This window comes from Streptomyces brasiliensis, assembly GCF_014647875.1.
Taxonomy (GTDB): domain Bacteria; phylum Actinomycetota; class Actinomycetes; order Streptomycetales; family Streptomycetaceae; genus Streptomyces; species Streptomyces brasiliensis.
Map to the genome: position 1 here is coordinate 419,944 of NZ_BMQA01000001.1, position 15,235 is coordinate 435,178.

Sequence of the window (15,235 nt, forward strand, 5' to 3'; positions counted from 1 at the left end):
GCGGCGTGACCGGAACGGACGACACGGCACGGAGGGACGGGCTCGCCCGTGCCGACGCGGTCCTGCTGGGGTTCGTGCGCGCGCTGCGAGCGGCCGGGGTCGAGGCGAGCACCGAGCGGGTGTACGCCTTTCTGCGCGCCGTGGACGTCCTGCGGCCGGAGCTGCGCGGTGACGTGTACTGGGCGGGACGGGCGACGCTGTGCGGCGGGCACGACGACCTGGAGCGCTACGAGCGGGTGTTCGCCGCCTACTTCGGGACGGCCGGCGAGCCCTCCCGGCGGCCGGCGGTCGCCGCTCCCCCGCCCCGGCTGCGGCTCGTCCTGCGGGACGCGCCGCCCGGCGCCCGCGCACCGGCCGACGACGAGCGGCCGGGGCCGCCGACGGCCACGCTCGCCAGCTCCGTCGAGGTGCTCAGACACCGGGACGTCGCCGGACTGGACGCCGCCGAACGGGCCCAGCTCAACCGGCTTCTCGCCGCGTTCGCGCTGCACGGGCAGACCCGGCGCTCGGCACGCCGGCGGCCGGCCCGGCGCGGGGACGTCGATCCGCGGCGTACCGTACGGGAGCTGCTGCGGCGCGGCGGGGAACCGGCCCGGCTTCTGCGGCACGCACGCGTGGAGCGGCCGCGCCGGGTCGTGCTGCTGGTGGACGTGAGCGGTTCGATGGCGCCGTACGCCGACGCGCTGCTGCGGTTCTCGCACGCGGCCGTACGCGGGGGCCGTACCGAGGTTTTCACGATCGGTACCCGGCTGACCCGGGTGACCCGCGAACTCTCGCACCGCGACCCCGACTTGGCGATGGCGGCGCTCGCCGCGGCCGTACCGGACTGGCGCGGCGGCACCCGGCTCGGCGAGCTGCTGCGCGAGTTCCTCAACCGCTGGGGGCAGCGCGGCATGGCGCGCGGCGCGGTCGTGGTGCTGCTGTCGGACGGCTGGGAGCGCGGCGACCCCGAGCTGCTGGGCGCGCAGATGCGCCGGCTGCACGGGCTGGCGCACCGGGTGATCTGGGCCAACCCGCGCAAGGCGCGACCGGGTTACGCGCCGGTGGCCGCGGGCATGGCGGCGGCGCTGCCGTACGTGGACGCGTTCGTCGCGGGGCACAGCCTGGCGGCGCTGGAGCGGCTCGCGGCGGTGGTGCGAGGGGCGGACGCGGCAGTCGCGGTCTCCCCGACGGAGATCACAGGTCTGGAAGGAGCGGATCGTGCGTGAGATGTTGCCGGCTCTGGAGCGCTGGTACGCGGCTGGTGCCCCCTTCGGGCTGGCCACGGTCGTCTCGGTCAGCCGCAGCGCGCCGCGCGGGCCCGGCGCGGCCATGGCGGTGGGGCCCGACGACGAGGTCATGGGGAGTGTGTCCGGGGGCTGCGTGGAGGGCGCGGTGTTCGAGCTCGCGCAGGAGGTGGTGGCGAGCGGCGAGGCCCGGCTGGAGACGTTCGGGTACAGCGACGAGGACGCGTTCGCGGTCGGCCTCACCTGCGGCGGCGAGATCACCCTGCTGGTACGGCCCGTGACGCCGCAGACCGACCCCGCGTTCGGCGCGGTCGCGGCCTCGGTCGCGGCGGGCGAGCCGGTCACCGTGGCCACGGTGGTGGACGGGCCCGCCCCGCGTGGGGCCACCTTCGCGGTGTGGCCGGGCAAGGTGTCGGGGACGCTCGGCACGACCGGTCTGGACGCGGCGGTCACCGCCGACGCGCGCGGCGAACTCGCCCTCGGCGCCACGGGGCTCAGGCACTACGGGCCGCACGGCGAGCGCCGCGAGGACGACGTCACCGTGTTCCTGCACTCCTTCGCCCCTCCCCCGCGGATGCTGGTGTTCGGCGCGATCGACTACGCGGCGGCCGTGGCCCGGATCGGTGACTTCCTCGGCTACCGGGTCACCGTGTGCGACGCCCGCCCGGTCTTCGCCACGCCGAAGCGTTTCCCGGCGGGTGTGGAGGTCGTCGTCGACTGGCCGCACCGCTATCTCGCGGGCACCGGAACCGACGAGCGCACGGTGATCTGCGTCCTCACCCACGACCCGAAGTTCGACGTGCCGTTGCTGGAGGAGGCGCTGCGCCGGCCGGCCGCGTACATCGGGGCGATGGGCAGCCGCCGTACCCACGACGAGCGCCGCAAGCGGCTGGCCGAGGCGGGTCTCACGGAGGGGGAGCTGGCCCGGTTGCGCTCACCGCTCGGGCTCGACCTCGGCGCCCGTACGCCCGAGGAGGTCGCCGTGTCCGTCGCCGGGGAGATCGTCGCCCTGCGCTGGGGCGGCAGCGGTACGCCCCTCACCGCGACCGCCGGGGCCATCCACCCGGCGGGCGTGTCCTGAGTACGAGGAGGAAGTCATGGAGCTGCACCACGAGTTCACCGTCCCCGTCCCGGTCGACGACGCCTGGCGCGCGCTCCTCGACATCGAACGGGTCGCGCCCTGTCTGCCCGGGGCGACGGTCGAGGACTACGACGGCAAGACGGTGACGGGTTCGGTGAAGGTCAAGGTCGGCCCGATCACCGTCACCTACAAGGGCACGGCCGTCTTCGAGGAGCAGGACGAGACGGCGCACCGGATGGTGCTCACCGCCAGCGGCCGCGAGACCCGCGGGCAGGGCACTGCCCGGGCGACCGTCACCGGCACGCTGAGCGAACGCGACGGCGGGACGGCGGTGTCGGTGCGGACGGACCTGACGGTGACCGGACGCCCGGCGCAGTTCGGCCGCGGGGTGATGGCCGAGGTCGGCGACCGCATCATCGGCCAGTTCGCGAGCTGCCTGGCCGAGCGCCTGAGCGAACCGGCAGTCCCGGCGGTCCCGGCGGTCGGCACGGAACCCCAGCCACCGGCGCCGCAGGAGGCCGAGGCCATCGACCTGTTCCGGACGGCCGGGGTACCGGTGGCCAAGCGGGCGGCGGTGGTGGTGGCCGCGGCGGCCGTACTGGTGCTGCTGGGCCGGGTACGCCGGCACAGGCGACTCGGCCACCCGCGAGCGCGGCGGTAGCGCGGGCCGTGGCGTCGGGCGGGGAGGCCGGACTCGGGTGCCGCCCGCCGGTGGCCGCCGCGCCGAGTGCGTCCGACGTCGAGTCCCGGCTCAGAGGTCGCTCTTGACCAGCGCGTGCAGGTGCTGGTCGTGCCAGCCGTCCTCGTGGAGCAGGGCGCCGCGCATGGTGCCCTCCAGGGTGTAGCCCGCCTTCTCCGCCACGCGGCAGGACGCGGGGTTGGCGGTCGAGTGGCACAGGCGCAGGCGGTGCAGGCCCAGGTCGTCGAGGGCCCAGCGGCTGAGCGCTCGGGTCGCCTCGACGACGATTCCGACGCCTCGGGCCGCGGGCAGGACCCAGTAGACGATCTCGGCGCTGCCGCCCGCGAGGTCCAGGTCGTTGCAGCCGATGAGCCCGAGGGCCTCGCCGCCCGGCCGTGCGACGGCCCAGACGGCGCCGGTCTCGGCCCGCCGGCGCTCGTGCATGCGCTCGATGCGCCGGACCGCCTCCGCGCGGTCGGCCACGGTGAAGAGGTTCCACCTGCGGATCGCCGGGTCCTGGCCCGCCGCGAGCAGCGCTCCCGCGTCGTCCGGGCTCCACGGGCGCAGCTCGAGGCCGCCCGGCAGGGCCAGGACGGGCTGGCCCGTGCCGGCCATCCGGCCTGCGGGGACGACGTCCGGTATGCCTGCGCTGGAGATCATCCCGGCATGCTGCCACAGGATCAGCGGCGCTGCGGCAGAGGGTGCAGCGTCACGTCCGTGAGCGCGCCGTCGGCCACGGCCGCCGTGAGGTACGTGCAGTGCGGCTCGCGGCGGCGGTCGGTCGCGGAGCCCGGGTTGAGGAGGCGCAGACCGGTGTCCGTGACGGTGTCCCAGGGGATGTGGCTGTGGCCGAAGACCAGGACGTCGAGGTCGGGGAAGCGGGCGGCGCAGCGGGCCTCGCGACCGGGGGCGGGCCCGGTCTCGTGGACGACGCCGAAGCGCAGACCGCCCAGTTCGGCGCGGGCCACCTCGGGGAGGCGGGCGCGCAGACCGGGACCGTCGTTGTTGCCGTACACCGCGATCAGCCGCCGGCTGCGCTGCGCCAGCAGGTCGAGGGTGGCCGTGTCCACCCAGTCGCCGGCGTGGAACACCACGTCGGCGTGCGGGAGCCGGGCGAGGAGCTCGGCGGGCAGCTCCTTGGCCCGCTGGGGTACGTGGGTGTCGGACATCATCAGCAGACGCACACGGACAGCCTAGGGCGGGGCGGGTCACGGCGCGGGGCCGGCCGAGATTAGTCAGTCTTGACTGGACAGGTTGAACTGACGGTTTTACGGTGGCGGCATGGACGAGATCTCCGGCTCCGCCGCGCGTGCGGCCCGCGATCTGCGGGTCGTGTTCAGCCGCCTGCGGCGCCGCATCAGGGAGGTCTCGCAGGACGCGGACCTCACTCCGTCCCAGGAGTCGGCGCTCACCCTGGTCGGCAAGCACGGTGCCGCCACGGCCAGTGCCCTGGCCGCCGCCGAGGGCGTACGACCGCAGTCCATGGCCACCACGCTCGCCGCCCTCAACCAGCACGGCCTCATCCGCCGCACCCCCGACCCCGACGACGGTCGCCGCCAGCTGGTCACCCTGACCGAGGCCGGCCAGGCTCGCGTGGCGGGCAACCGGCAGGCACGCGAGGAGTGGCTGGCCCGCGCCTTCCAGGACCGGTTCACGGAGGACGAGCGCGCCACGGTCCTGACCGCGCTGGAGCTGATGGAACGGCTGTCGCAGCAGTGACACCGAGCCCGGTGAAGCGTCCCGGACGGGACGCGCGGCCCTCCCCCACGGCCTTCGACCGGCGGCTCATCGCGCCGATGGCCCTGGGCTCGGTACTGAACCCGATCGACTCCTCGGTGATCGCCGTGGCCCTGCTCGGGCGGCTCGTGGACAGGTACGGGCCGCGCAGGCTGTACCTCGCCGGTACGGCCCTGGTGGGCGTCGCGGCCGCCGCCACGGCGGCGTTCTTCCCGCACCACGCCGACACGGCCGGGCTGCACGGTCCGGCCCTCTTCCTTGTCGCAGGATCGGCCCTGCCGCCGGCGACGACCCTCGTGGACCGGTCCCCCGGTTCCCTCACGCCCCGGGGAACCACCCGGACCATCGCCCGAGCCCCGGCTCGCAGTACCTCCCCGAACACCCCCGGAAAGGCCTGAACCCCCATGGCGCTCACCGCCCTCGACCCCCGTACCGCCCTCGTCGTGATCGACCTCCAGCGCGGCATCGCCGGCGCACCCACCCAGCCGTACAGCGGCGCCGAGGTGGTGGCACGTTCCGTGGAGCTCGCCGACGCCTTCCGGGCCCGGGACCTGCCCGTGGTCCTGGTCCGGGTGTCCTTCGCCCCCGACTGGGCGGACCGGGTCCCCGGCCGCACCGAGCACCAGGGTGGTGGCGGCTCCTACCCGGAGGGCTGGGACACGATCGTCGACGAGCTGTCCGGCCACCCCGGCGACGTCCACGTCACCAAGCACAACTGGGGCGCCTTCCACGGCACCGACCTCGATGTGCAGCTGCGCCGCCGGGGCGTCACGCAGATCGTGCTGACCGGCATCGCCACCAGCATCGGCGTCGAGTCCACCGCCCGTGCCGCGTACGAACACGGCTACCACGTCACCGTCGCCACCGACGCGGTCGCCGACATGGCACCGGAGACGCACGCCAACAGCGTCGAGCGGATCTTCCCGCGGCTCGGCGAGACCGGTACGACGGCGGAGGTCCTCGAGCTCCTCGCCAAGACCCACTCCTGACCCCGGGCCCGGTCCCTTCCGGGGGTGGATGTTCATCCTTACGAGGGTGGGCGTTAGCACTCAGAAGGGACCGCGTTAGCATTCGGCCCACGCACACCGCGTCACCGCGACGACGGACAGCGGACTAAGGGGGCTGGAAAGCCGGATGCCGGTCAAAGTCAGCGTCATCGTCCCCGTGTACAACCCGGGGCCGTACATCGAGGACTGCATCGCCTCGCTGCTGCGGCAGTCACTGCCCCCCGACGAGTTCGAGGTGGTCTTCGTCGACGACGGCTCCACGGACGCGACCCCGGCCCGGCTGGACGAACTAGCCGCCGAGCACCCGCACGTCCGGGTGATCCACCAGCCGAACTCCGGCTGGTCGGGCAAGCCGCGCAACGTCGGGATCGCCGAGTCCAGGGGCGAGTTCGTGATGTTCGTCGACAACGACGACTACCTCGGCGACGAGGCCCTGGAGCGGATGTACGAGTACGGCGTGGCGAACAAGGCCGACGTGATCGTCGGCAAGATGGCCGGCAAGGGCCGTCCCGTGCCGGTGGAGCTGTTCCGCCGCAATCACCCGCACGCCACCGTCGCGAACGCCCCGCTGATCGACAGCCTCACCCCGCACAAGATGGTCCGGCGCTCCTTCCTGGACCGCACCGGCCTGCGCTTCCCCGAAGGCCGGCGCCGCCTGGAGGACCACGTCTTCGTCAGCGAGGCGTACCTGCGCGCGGACAACGTCTCGGTGCTCAGCGACTACGTCTGCTACTACCACGTCAAGCGGGACGACGCCTCGAACGCGGGCTTCCAGCGCTTCGACCCGGTCGGCTACTTCAAGAACCTCCGCGAGGCCCTGGCCGTCGTCGAGCGGTACACCGAGCCGGGCCCGCTGCGCGACCGGCTGCTGCGCCGCTGGCTGCGCGTCGAGATCGTCGACCGGATGAGCGGCCGCCGGCTGCTGGCCCTGCCCGACGACTACCGGCGCGAACTGTTCCAGGAGACGCACGCAGTGGTCGTCGAGCGCTTCGGCCCCGGCGTCGCGCCCGGCCTGCGCCCGGGACAGCGCATCGTCGCCGCCCTGATCAGGGACGACCGGTACGACGACCTCGTCGCCTACGCCGAGTACGAGGCCGGAGTCGGCCCGAAGGCGGCACCGACCGGGGCCGAGTGGGGCGACGGCACGCTGCATGTCGGCTTCACCACCGAGTTCAAGGCCGGCGGCCGGCCGCTCACCTTCCCGGCGGACGGCGGCGCCGAGCCCTCCGACACCGCGCCCGCCGACCTCGACGAGGCGATCGCCCGCCTGGGCACGGCGGCCGTCAACGGCTTCGAGAAGGCGACCGTCGACCTGATCCTGCGCGACCGCGCCAGCGCCGCCTCCTTCTTCCAGAAGGTCCAGGTCACCCGCGAGCGGATCCCCGCCGACGACGGCCGGGTCCGCCTCGTGCTGCACGCCGAGGCGACAGTCGACCCCGGCACCGCCGCGGGCGGCGCCCCGCTGTACGGCGGCCTGTGGGACCTGTACGTCCGGGTCGGCCTCGGCACCTGGACCAAGGAGTGCCGTCTCGGCCCCGTCCCGCGACAGGGCGGGCCGACACCGCCCGCCGGGATCGTCGTGGGCCGTGTGGTGCTGCCGTACCGGACGAAGCAGCACGACAACCTCTCCCTGGACGTCGACAGGGCGAGCAAGTCCCTCGGCCTCGGCCGGCTCACGGTGGAGGACGCCACGATGTCCGACACCGAGTGGCTGAACCTCGCGCTGCCGGTGTACGTCCCGGATCGCACCGACGTCCTGGTGCGGCTGACCAGCACCGGCTCGGGCCGGTCCCTGCGGCAGACCGGGACGCTCACGCCCGCCCACGCGGCCGGTTCGCTGCTGGAGGCGCGGCTGCCCCTGCGCGACATGCGGGGCGCGACCTGGCGGCTGGAGGTGTGTCTGGCCCCGGAGGACGGCACGCCCCGCTTCCTGCGCCTGCCGCTCGTCGCGCGCGTGGGCCGCAGCGGCGGCGTCCGCCTCTCCCGGCCCACGCCGCCCGGCCTGCTGCGGCGGGTGGTGCGCAAGGCCCGGCACGTGCTGGGCGGCGCGCTGCGCGGGACGACGGACCGAGCCACGACACAGGAGGCCTGAGGCCGTGCGCGCACTGGAGATCCCCGACGCCTGGGTGCTCGAGCCCAAGGTGTTCCCGGACGAACGCGGCAGCTTCCACGAGTGGTACCGGGGTGAGGAGTTCAAGGAGGCCACGGGCTACGACCTGGACCTGGCCCAGGCCAACTGCTCAGTGTCCCGGCGCGGTGTCGTGCGCGGGATCCATTTCGCCGATGTGCCGCCCGGCCAGGCCAAGTACGTGACATGTGTGCGCGGGGCCGTGCTGGACGTCGTCGTGGACATCCGCGTCGGGTCACCCGCCTTCGGCCGGTGGGAGGCCGTGCGGCTCGACGACGACGCCCACCACGCCGTGTTCCTCGCGGAGGGCCTCGGGCACGCGTTCATGGCGCTCACCGACGACGCGACGGTGGTCTACCTGTGCTCGACCGGGTATGCACCGCGCCGCGAGCACGGGCTGAACCCGTTCGACCCGGACCTGGGCATCGCCTGGCCCGAGGGCATCGAGCCGGTGCTGTCCGACAAGGACGTCGAGGCGCCCTCGCTCGCCGAGGCGGAGCGGTCCGGGCTGCTTCCCAGCTACGCGGACTGCTCCGCCCACTACGAGCGGCTGCGCGGGCGGTAGATCAGCGGTTCGTGCCGAACTGCTCCAGCGCCCGGCGCAGGGGCTCCCAGCCGCGGGCGCGCTTGGTGCCGCGGTTGCGGGACGTCTCGAGTGCCTTCCAGAAGCCCGCGGACAGCAGGTCCTCGGCCTTCACGGCCGTGGTCCGCTCCAGGATCGACTCGGGCACCTTCTGCGGGTCGGGGACCTCGAACTCCGCGATGATCTCGTCGTACTTGTCCTGGAGCACCGTGTTGTCCGGGTCGGCGCCGAAGACCAGGAGCTGGCCGGTGGGCGCGGTGTCGACCAGGACCGTCACCAGATCGGGGCGGTGGCGGTTGAGGATCTCGACGAGCTTGTAGACGTCCCCGGTCCAGGCGTTGGTGTGCCGGTCACGGGCGGCCTCGTCCACGTTGCGCGGCAGCATGTCGTCGAAGACGATCACGCCGGCCCAGTCCGAGTACTTCTCGACGTTGATGAAGTCGCGCAGCGCGTACTCGAACAGGTGCATCCCGTCGATGAACGACAGGTCGAGCGTGGTGCGCTTCCAGTAGCCGAACGGGCTGCGGTTGCGCGCCAGCTGGCGCAGCGGATGACGGCCGCCCCTCAGGTGCGCGAGGGGGTTCTCGCGGGCGAAGAAGTCGTCGCTGGTCGCCTTCGCGAGGTGCACGTCGCAGCGGATCTCCGTGACCACCTTGAACGCGGGATCGATCGCGATGCTGGGCACCCGGGACAGCGTCAGGCTGCGGCCGTCGTTGACGCCGATCTCCAGGTAGTTGCGGTTCGCGGTCACCTTGTGGAGTTCCCGCAGGAACTCGTGCCGTTTCACTGAGACATCTCCTTGCGGATGTGGGGCAGTGCTTCGTGCAGGGCGGATCGCCAGTCCCTCAGGGGTGCCAGGCCGAGCTCCCGCCAGCGGGCGTGCCCGAGGGCGCTGTAGGCGGGGCGCGGCGCGGGCCGGGGGAAGGAGCGGCTGTCGGTGGGGCGCACCCGGTGCGGGTTCGCGTCCACGAGCAGGAACACCTCGCGGGCCAGTTGGTGCCAGGTGGCCTCGCCGGAACTGGTGGCGTGGAAGACGCCGTGCGCTGAGGGCTTCGTGCCGAGGTCCGCGATCCGGGCCGCGACGTCCGCGCTCCAGGTGGGCTGGCCGCGCTGGTCGTCGACGACGTCGAGGGTGTCGCGGCGGGCTTCGAGTTCGAGCATCGTACGGACGAAGCTGCGGCCGTGGGCGCCGTACAGCCAGGCCGTGCGCAGGATCACGCTCGCGCCCGGGAGTTCCTCCGACACGGCCTGTTCGCCCGCGAGTTTGGTGCGGCCGTAGGCGGTGCGCGGGGCCGTGGGGTGGTCCTCCGGGTACGGGGTGGTTCTGGTCCCGCCGTCGAAGACGTAGTCGGTGGAGACGTGGATCAGGCGCGCGCCGTTCCGGGCGCAGGCACGGGCGAGCAGCCGCGGGCCGTCGCCGTTGATCGCGAGCGCCCGTTCCTCGTCGCTCTCGGCGTCGTCGACGGCCGTGTACGCGGCGCAGTTGACGACCACGTCGGGCCGGTGCTCCTCGAACGCCCGCCGTACGGACCCGGGTCGCGTGATGTCGAGCGCGGCCCGGTCCAGGCCGGTCACCTCCTCGCCGCGCCGGCGCAGTTCCTCGACGGTGTCCTGGCCGAGCATGCCGCCCGCGCCGGTGACCAGCCACCTCATCGCGCCTCCCGCTGCTTGAGCGGCTCCCACCAGTCGCGGTGCTCGCGGTACCAGGCGACGGTGCCGGCGAGGCCGGTGGCGAAGTCGCGGCGGGGACGGTAGCCGAGTTCGTCGCGCGCCTTGCTCCAGTCGACGCTGTAGCGCAGGTCGTGGCCCTTGCGGTCGGTGACGTACTCGACGCGGTCCCAGTCCGCACCGCAGGCCCCGAGGAGCAGGCCGGTGAGGTCCTTGTTGCTGAGCTCGGTGCCGCCGCCGATGTTGTAGACCTCGCCGGGACGGCCCTTCGTACGGACCAGGTCGATGCCGTGGCAGTGGTCGTCGACGTGCAGCCAGTCGCGGACGTTGCGTCCGTCGCCGTACAGCGGGACCTTGCGGCCGTCCAGGAGGTTGCTGACGAAGAGCGGGATCACCTTCTCGGGGAACTGGTGCGGCCCGTAGTTGTTGGAGCAGCGGGTGACGCGCACGTCCAGGCCGTGGGTGCGGTGGTACGCGAGGGCCAGGAGGTCGGAGGAGGCCTTGGAGGCGGAGTACGGCGAGTTCGGGGCCAGCGGGTGAGTCTCCGGCCAGGACCCGGAGTCGATGGAGCCGTACACCTCGTCGGTGGAGACGTGCACGAACGGACCGACGCCGTGCCGCAGGGCCGCGTCCAGGAGGGTCTGGGTGCCGACCACGTTGGTGAGCACGAACTCCCCTGCCCCGTCGATCGACCGGTCGACGTGCGACTCGGCGGCGAAGTGCACGACCTGGTCGGCCTCGGCCATGAGCTTGTCGACCAGGCTGGCGTCGCATATGTCGCCCTGGACGAACTCCAGGCGGGGATGGCTCGCGGGCAGGTTCGTGAGCGTGCCCGCGTAGGTGAGTTTGTCGAGGACCGTGATGTGCGGCGCGTCCGGGCCGTCGTCGGCCAGGAGCGCGCGGACGTACGTCGAGCCGATGAACCCGGCGGCGCCGGTGACGAGGAGATTCATGAACGGATCTGCACCTTGCTGTGGTCTCCGAGGACGAGGCGGTGGGCACTGGGCACTCCGGGCGCCGGGGTCACCTCGACATGCCGGCCGATCAGCGAGGACTCGATCCGGCCCACCCCGTCGATGGAGGAGTCCCGCAGCACGATGGAGAACTCCAGTTCGCTGTCCGTGATCCGGCAGTTCTCCGCGACCGAGGTGAAGGGGCCGACGTAGGAGTCGCTGACGACGGTTCCCGCGCCGATGACGACCGGGCCGACGATCCGGGAGTTCGTGATCCGCGCCCCTTCCTCGACGACCACCCGGCCCACGGTCTCGGACGCCTCGTCGACCTCGCCGTCGATACGCCGCTCCATGCTCTCCAGCACGGTGCGGTTGACCTCCAGCATGTCGCGGACGTTGCCGGTGTCCTTCCAGTAGCCCCGGACGACCGTGGAGCGGACATCGGCGCGGGCGTCTATGAGGTGCTGGATCGCGTGGGTGATCTCCAACTCGCCCCGCCAGGACGGCTTGATCGCCCGTACCGCCTCGTGGATCGCGGGAGTGAACAGATAGACGCCGACGAGCGCGAGGTCGCTCTTGGGATGTTCCGGCTTCTCCTCCAGGCCCACCACCTGCCCGGACGGGCCGAGTTCGGCGACGCCGAACGAGCGGGGGTCGGGGACGCGGGTGAGCAGGATCTGGGCGTCGGGACGGGTGGTGCGGAACGCGTCGACGACGTCGTTGATGCCGCCCACGATGAAGTTGTCCCCGAGGTACATCACGAAGTCGTCGTCCCCGAGGAAGTCCCGCGCGATCAGCACCGCGTGGGCCAGGCCCAGGGGACGCTCCTGGGGTATGTAGGTCACCTCCAGGCCGAACTTCGCCCCGTCGCCGACCGCCTCCTCTATCTCGGCCGCGGTGTCGCCGACGATCATCCCGACGTCGGTGATCCCGGCCGCGGCGATGGACTCCAGCCCGTAGAACAGCACGGGCTTGTTGGCCACCGGCACGAGCTGTTTCGCCGACGTGTGCGTGATCGGCCGCAGGCGGGTGCCGGCACCGCCGGAGAGCACGAGTGCCTTCATCTGCCACACCTTATCGGCGATCGTCCGAATGGAAACCTTTCTTTGTCCCGCCGATCGGTTACGACAGTACGTCCCGGGCCCTAAGGGCAGCTGGCCGGGGGGTGTCAGTTCCCGGCCTCCTCCGGGTTCTCCGGGGACTTCCCGGCCACCCGGGCCAGCTCGGCATCCACCTCGGCCAGGGAACGGCCCTCGTCGCGGGCGTACTCGCTCACCGCGGTCTGCAGGTCCCGGTCCAGGTCGCGCCAGGCCCGCAGGGCCGTCTCGTAGGTCTCGCGCTGGGTACCGGTCAACTGGCCCTCGGCCGGGGGACCGTAGGTTTCCCGCAGTTCCAGGACCTGGGCGTGGGCCGCGTCCGCCGCGTGCTGCTTGGCCACGAGCTCTTCGATGGTGTGTGACACGTCAATGAACCCTAGGCACGGCGGGCCGCCGCAGCCCCCACGACCTGCCGGGGGCAGTGTCCCGCGCACCCGAGTGGCCGTCAGCCGTCGAGCACGACGTCGGCCCACACCTGCTTGCCGCCGCCGACCGGCACCGTCCCCCACGCCGCCGACATGGCGTCCACGAGGAGGATGCCGCGGCCGCCGGTGGCCTCCCAGCCGATGCTGGTCGGCTTGATGGGCGAACGGGGCGAGGAGTCGGCGACGGCCACCCGGAAACGGTGGTTGACGAGGGTCAGGTCGAGACGGACCTGACCGTCGGTGTGCACGAGGGCGTTGGTGACCAGTTCGGAGACGACGAGCTGGACGGCGTCCAGGTGGTCCTGGGGCACGCCCCAGGAGCGCAGGGTACGGCGGGTGAAGCGGCGGGCGTGCCGGACGGCCTCCGGGACCCGCCACACCGTCCAGCTCTCGCGCAGCGGGCGTACGGCCATGCCGTCGTAGCGCATCAGGAGCAGGGCCACGTCGTCGCCGCGGTGGGCGCCGCCGAGCAGGGCGTCGGCGACCAGGTCGAGATGGGCCGGGTCGGCGACGGCGAGGTCACGGGCGAGCCGGTCGAGCCCCTCGTCGATGTCGGACTCGGCGGACTCCACCAGGCCGTCCGTGGTCAGCGCGAGCACCGTGCCGGGCTGCAGGCGCAGCGGGGTCATGGGGAACGCCGCCTGCAGGACCACCCCGAGCGGCGGGCCGCCCTCGGTCTCGACGATCTCGGTGCTGCCGTCCGGGTGGCGCAGGACCGGCGGCGGATGGCCGGCGCGCACGCACCAGGCGGCGCCCTCCTCCATGTCGACGTCGACGTAGCAGCAGGTGGCGAAGAGGTCCGTCTCCATCTCCATCAGGAGGCGGTTGGCGTGCGAGACGACCACGTCGGGCGGGTGTCCCTCGGCAGCGTAGGCGCGCAGGGCGGTGCGCATCTGGCCCATCAGCGTGGCGGCACCGGCGTTGTGGCCCTGGACGTCGCCGATGACGAGGGCCACGTGGTTGTCGGTCAGCGGGATCACGTCGTACCAGTCGCCGCCGACCTCGAGCCCGGCGATGGTGGGCAGATAGCGGGCGACGGCGACAGCGCCCGGCAGTCGTGGCAGGCGACGGGGCAGGAGGGTGCGCTGGAGCATGCCGACGAGTTCGTGCTCGGCGTCGAAGGCGTGGGCGCGCACCAGGGCCTGGCCGGCGAGGCCCGCGGACGCGGTGAGCAGGGCGCGCTCGTCGGGGCCGAATTCGTGCGGGCTGTCCCAGCCGATGAGGCAGGCGCCCGCCATGCGGCCGCCGGCGGGCAGCGGCAGGACGGCGAGTCCACCGGGGCCGACCTCGGCGAGGGCGGGTTCGAGGGTGGTTCCGGCGGGCCAGATCTGGGCGCGGCCCTCGCGCAGGGCGGCGGCGAGGGTGGGCATGGCCCGCACCGGCGCGTCGGGCCACTCGGTGCGCCACTCGGTGCGCCACAGCTCGGGCCAGGACTCGGGTTCGGGCGGGTCGAGGACGGTGACGACGAGGCGGTCGTTCTCCAGCTCGGCGAGGGCGATCCGGTCGGCCTGGAGCGGCTTGCGCAGGGCCGTCACGACGGCGTGGCCGACGTCCTTGACGCTGCCCGCGGTGGCGAGCGCGGCGGCCAGGCGCTGGACCCGGGCCACGTCGGTGACGTCGGAGCGCAGGGTGGAGGCGTCCGCGACGGTGCCGACGAGCCGGGCCGGGCGGCCCTCGCCGCCGGGCAGCAGCCGGCCGCGCAGCCGCAGCCACTTCGGCGGGCCGGAGGCCTGCAGGATGCGGAACTCCAGTTCGCGGTCGCCGATGGTCATGTGGTCGGCCTCGACCACGGACATCAGCGCGGGCAGGTCCTCGGGGACGGTCCGGCCGAGCAGGCTCTCGACCTTGCCGTCGAACTCGTCCCGGCCGATGCCGAACAGCGCCAGGATCTCGTTTCCGACCTCCACGTGCCCGGTGTCCATGGCCAGGCTGAAGGCGTCGGCGGGCAGCTCGCCCGTGTCGGCGGCGCCGGCCGGGGCGCGGTGGCCGACGGCCTCGGCGATGAGGGCGAGGCAGCCGCGGTCCTCGGTGTCGAAGCCGCCGGCGGCGTCGGTCACGGCGACGAGGCAGCCGCCGCCGGCGTGCATCGGAAGGACGGCGACGGAGAAGTCCACGGACGGGGTGCGGCGTGCCTCGGAGCAGCCGGCCAGGTCCTCGGGGCCGAGCCAGACCGGGCGGCCGGTGCGGTGCGCCTCGACGAGCGGGGAGCGGCCCGACAGGGGATAGGTGTCGCGCAGTCCGTAGAGCGTGAGCGGGAGACCGGCCGACTCGATCAGGCACAGGAGCGTGCCGTCGTCGCCCGGGGTGTACACGCCCGCGAAGGCGGCACCGGCGAAGACGAGTGCCTGTTCGAGGACGCGGCGCAGCCGTGCGGGTGAGTACGGGTCGGCGCCGAGCGTTTCCAGGACGACTTCGGCACGCTCCGTTCGCGTTCTGCGTACCGCTGCGCCCTCTCCGACCACGTTCGCCATTACAGCGCTTATGAGGCGCCTGCGCAGCCCCTGTGACCGTTCCGTGGAGCTCCCGAAGCCGCGGCGACACCCGGATGCTCGAAACCCACCGAACATGACGTCGTGGCCGCGTTTCGTGGGGTGGCCGTGGGACGAGGGTGACGGTTCGGCGCCAGGGCCGGGTTGTGTGCACGGCGGGAC

The 15,235-nt window shown here is 73.2% G+C and carries 16 protein-coding genes; 8 read left to right on the forward strand and 8 right to left on the reverse strand.

The window, feature by feature from the left end; all coding sequences use genetic code 11:
* Positions 1–5 precede the first annotated feature (5 nt).
* From IEZ19_RS01935 to IEZ19_RS01945, 3 genes are read left to right on the forward strand one after another with little or no spacing between them, the layout of a single operon-like run.
* Positions 6–1,208, forward strand: a complete 1,203-nt coding sequence (locus tag IEZ19_RS01935; protein ID WP_189309175.1) for a vWA domain-containing protein — start codon at positions 6–8, stop codon at positions 1,206–1,208.
* Positions 1,201–2,307, forward strand: a complete 1,107-nt coding sequence (locus IEZ19_RS01940) for an XdhC family protein (RefSeq protein ID WP_189309176.1) — start codon at positions 1,201–1,203, stop codon at positions 2,305–2,307. Before IEZ19_RS01935 ends, IEZ19_RS01940 begins: the two co-directional genes overlap by 8 nt.
* A 16-nt stretch (positions 2,308–2,323) precedes the next feature.
* Positions 2,324–2,968 (forward strand): SRPBCC family protein, encoded by a 645-nt coding sequence (locus IEZ19_RS01945; RefSeq protein ID WP_189309177.1) that lies wholly within the window; start codon positions 2,324–2,326, stop codon positions 2,966–2,968.
* Positions 2,969–3,058: 90 nt separating this feature from the next.
* Here IEZ19_RS01945 and IEZ19_RS01950 read toward each other — a convergent pair whose 3' ends face one another.
* Together IEZ19_RS01950 and IEZ19_RS01955 are read right to left on the reverse strand one after the other, a co-directional pair.
* Positions 3,059–3,646, reverse strand: a complete 588-nt coding sequence (locus IEZ19_RS01950; protein WP_189309178.1) for a GNAT family N-acetyltransferase — start codon at positions 3,644–3,646, stop codon at positions 3,059–3,061.
* Between the two features lie 20 nt (positions 3,647–3,666).
* Positions 3,667–4,170, reverse strand: coding sequence for a metallophosphoesterase family protein (locus IEZ19_RS01955; RefSeq protein WP_189309179.1), 504 nt, complete (start codon positions 4,168–4,170; stop codon positions 3,667–3,669).
* Between the two features lie 97 nt (positions 4,171–4,267).
* Here IEZ19_RS01955 and IEZ19_RS01960 point away from each other — a divergent pair, with 97 nt between their 5' ends.
* From IEZ19_RS01960 to rfbC, 5 genes are all read left to right on the forward strand, one after another.
* Complete coding sequence (locus tag IEZ19_RS01960) at positions 4,268–4,705, forward strand: MarR family winged helix-turn-helix transcriptional regulator (RefSeq protein WP_189309180.1); 438 nt, start codon at positions 4,268–4,270, stop codon at positions 4,703–4,705.
* Positions 4,706–4,716: 11 nt separating this feature from the next.
* Complete coding sequence (locus tag IEZ19_RS50340; protein ID WP_229839915.1) at positions 4,717–5,121, forward strand: hypothetical protein; 405 nt, start codon at positions 4,717–4,719, stop codon at positions 5,119–5,121.
* 6 nt (positions 5,122–5,127) lie between these two features.
* A complete protein-coding gene (locus tag IEZ19_RS01970; RefSeq protein ID WP_189309181.1) occupies positions 5,128–5,712 on the forward strand; it encodes a hydrolase in 585 nt (194 codons plus the stop codon).
* Between the two features lie 145 nt (positions 5,713–5,857).
* On the forward strand, positions 5,858–7,822 hold the full coding sequence (locus tag IEZ19_RS01975) for a glycosyltransferase family 2 protein (RefSeq protein WP_189309182.1): 1,965 nt from the start codon (positions 5,858–5,860) through the stop codon (positions 7,820–7,822).
* 4 nt (positions 7,823–7,826) lie between these two features.
* Positions 7,827–8,423, forward strand: a complete 597-nt coding sequence (rfbC, locus tag IEZ19_RS01980; RefSeq protein WP_189309183.1) for a dTDP-4-dehydrorhamnose 3,5-epimerase — start codon at positions 7,827–7,829, stop codon at positions 8,421–8,423.
* 1 nt (position 8,424) lies between these two features.
* Here rfbC and IEZ19_RS01985 read toward each other — a convergent pair whose 3' ends face one another.
* The 6 genes from IEZ19_RS01985 to IEZ19_RS02010 all read right to left on the reverse strand — a co-directional run bounded on the left by IEZ19_RS01985 (position 8,425) and on the right by IEZ19_RS02010 (position 15,055).
* Positions 8,425–9,228 (reverse strand): class I SAM-dependent methyltransferase, encoded by an 804-nt coding sequence (locus tag IEZ19_RS01985; RefSeq protein WP_189309184.1) that lies wholly within the window; start codon positions 9,226–9,228, stop codon positions 8,425–8,427.
* Positions 9,225–10,094: a dTDP-4-dehydrorhamnose reductase gene (gene rfbD / locus IEZ19_RS01990; RefSeq protein ID WP_189309185.1), complete on the reverse strand. Its 870-nt coding sequence runs from the start codon at positions 10,092–10,094 to the stop codon at positions 9,225–9,227. The genes IEZ19_RS01985 and rfbD overlap by 4 nt, the downstream gene beginning before the upstream one ends.
* A complete protein-coding gene (gene rfbB, locus IEZ19_RS01995; protein ID WP_189309186.1) occupies positions 10,091–11,062 on the reverse strand; it encodes a dTDP-glucose 4,6-dehydratase in 972 nt (323 codons plus the stop codon). Before rfbB ends, rfbD begins: the two co-directional genes overlap by 4 nt.
* Complete coding sequence (locus IEZ19_RS02000) at positions 11,059–12,126, reverse strand: glucose-1-phosphate thymidylyltransferase (protein ID WP_189309187.1); 1,068 nt, start codon at positions 12,124–12,126, stop codon at positions 11,059–11,061. Before IEZ19_RS02000 ends, rfbB begins: the two co-directional genes overlap by 4 nt.
* Positions 12,127–12,230: 104 nt before the next feature.
* Positions 12,231–12,524, reverse strand: a complete 294-nt coding sequence (locus tag IEZ19_RS02005) for a hypothetical protein (RefSeq protein ID WP_189309188.1) — start codon at positions 12,522–12,524, stop codon at positions 12,231–12,233.
* Between the two features lie 80 nt (positions 12,525–12,604).
* Positions 12,605–15,055, reverse strand: a complete 2,451-nt coding sequence (locus IEZ19_RS02010; protein WP_189309189.1) for a SpoIIE family protein phosphatase — start codon at positions 15,053–15,055, stop codon at positions 12,605–12,607.
* Positions 15,056–15,235 lie beyond the last annotated feature (180 nt).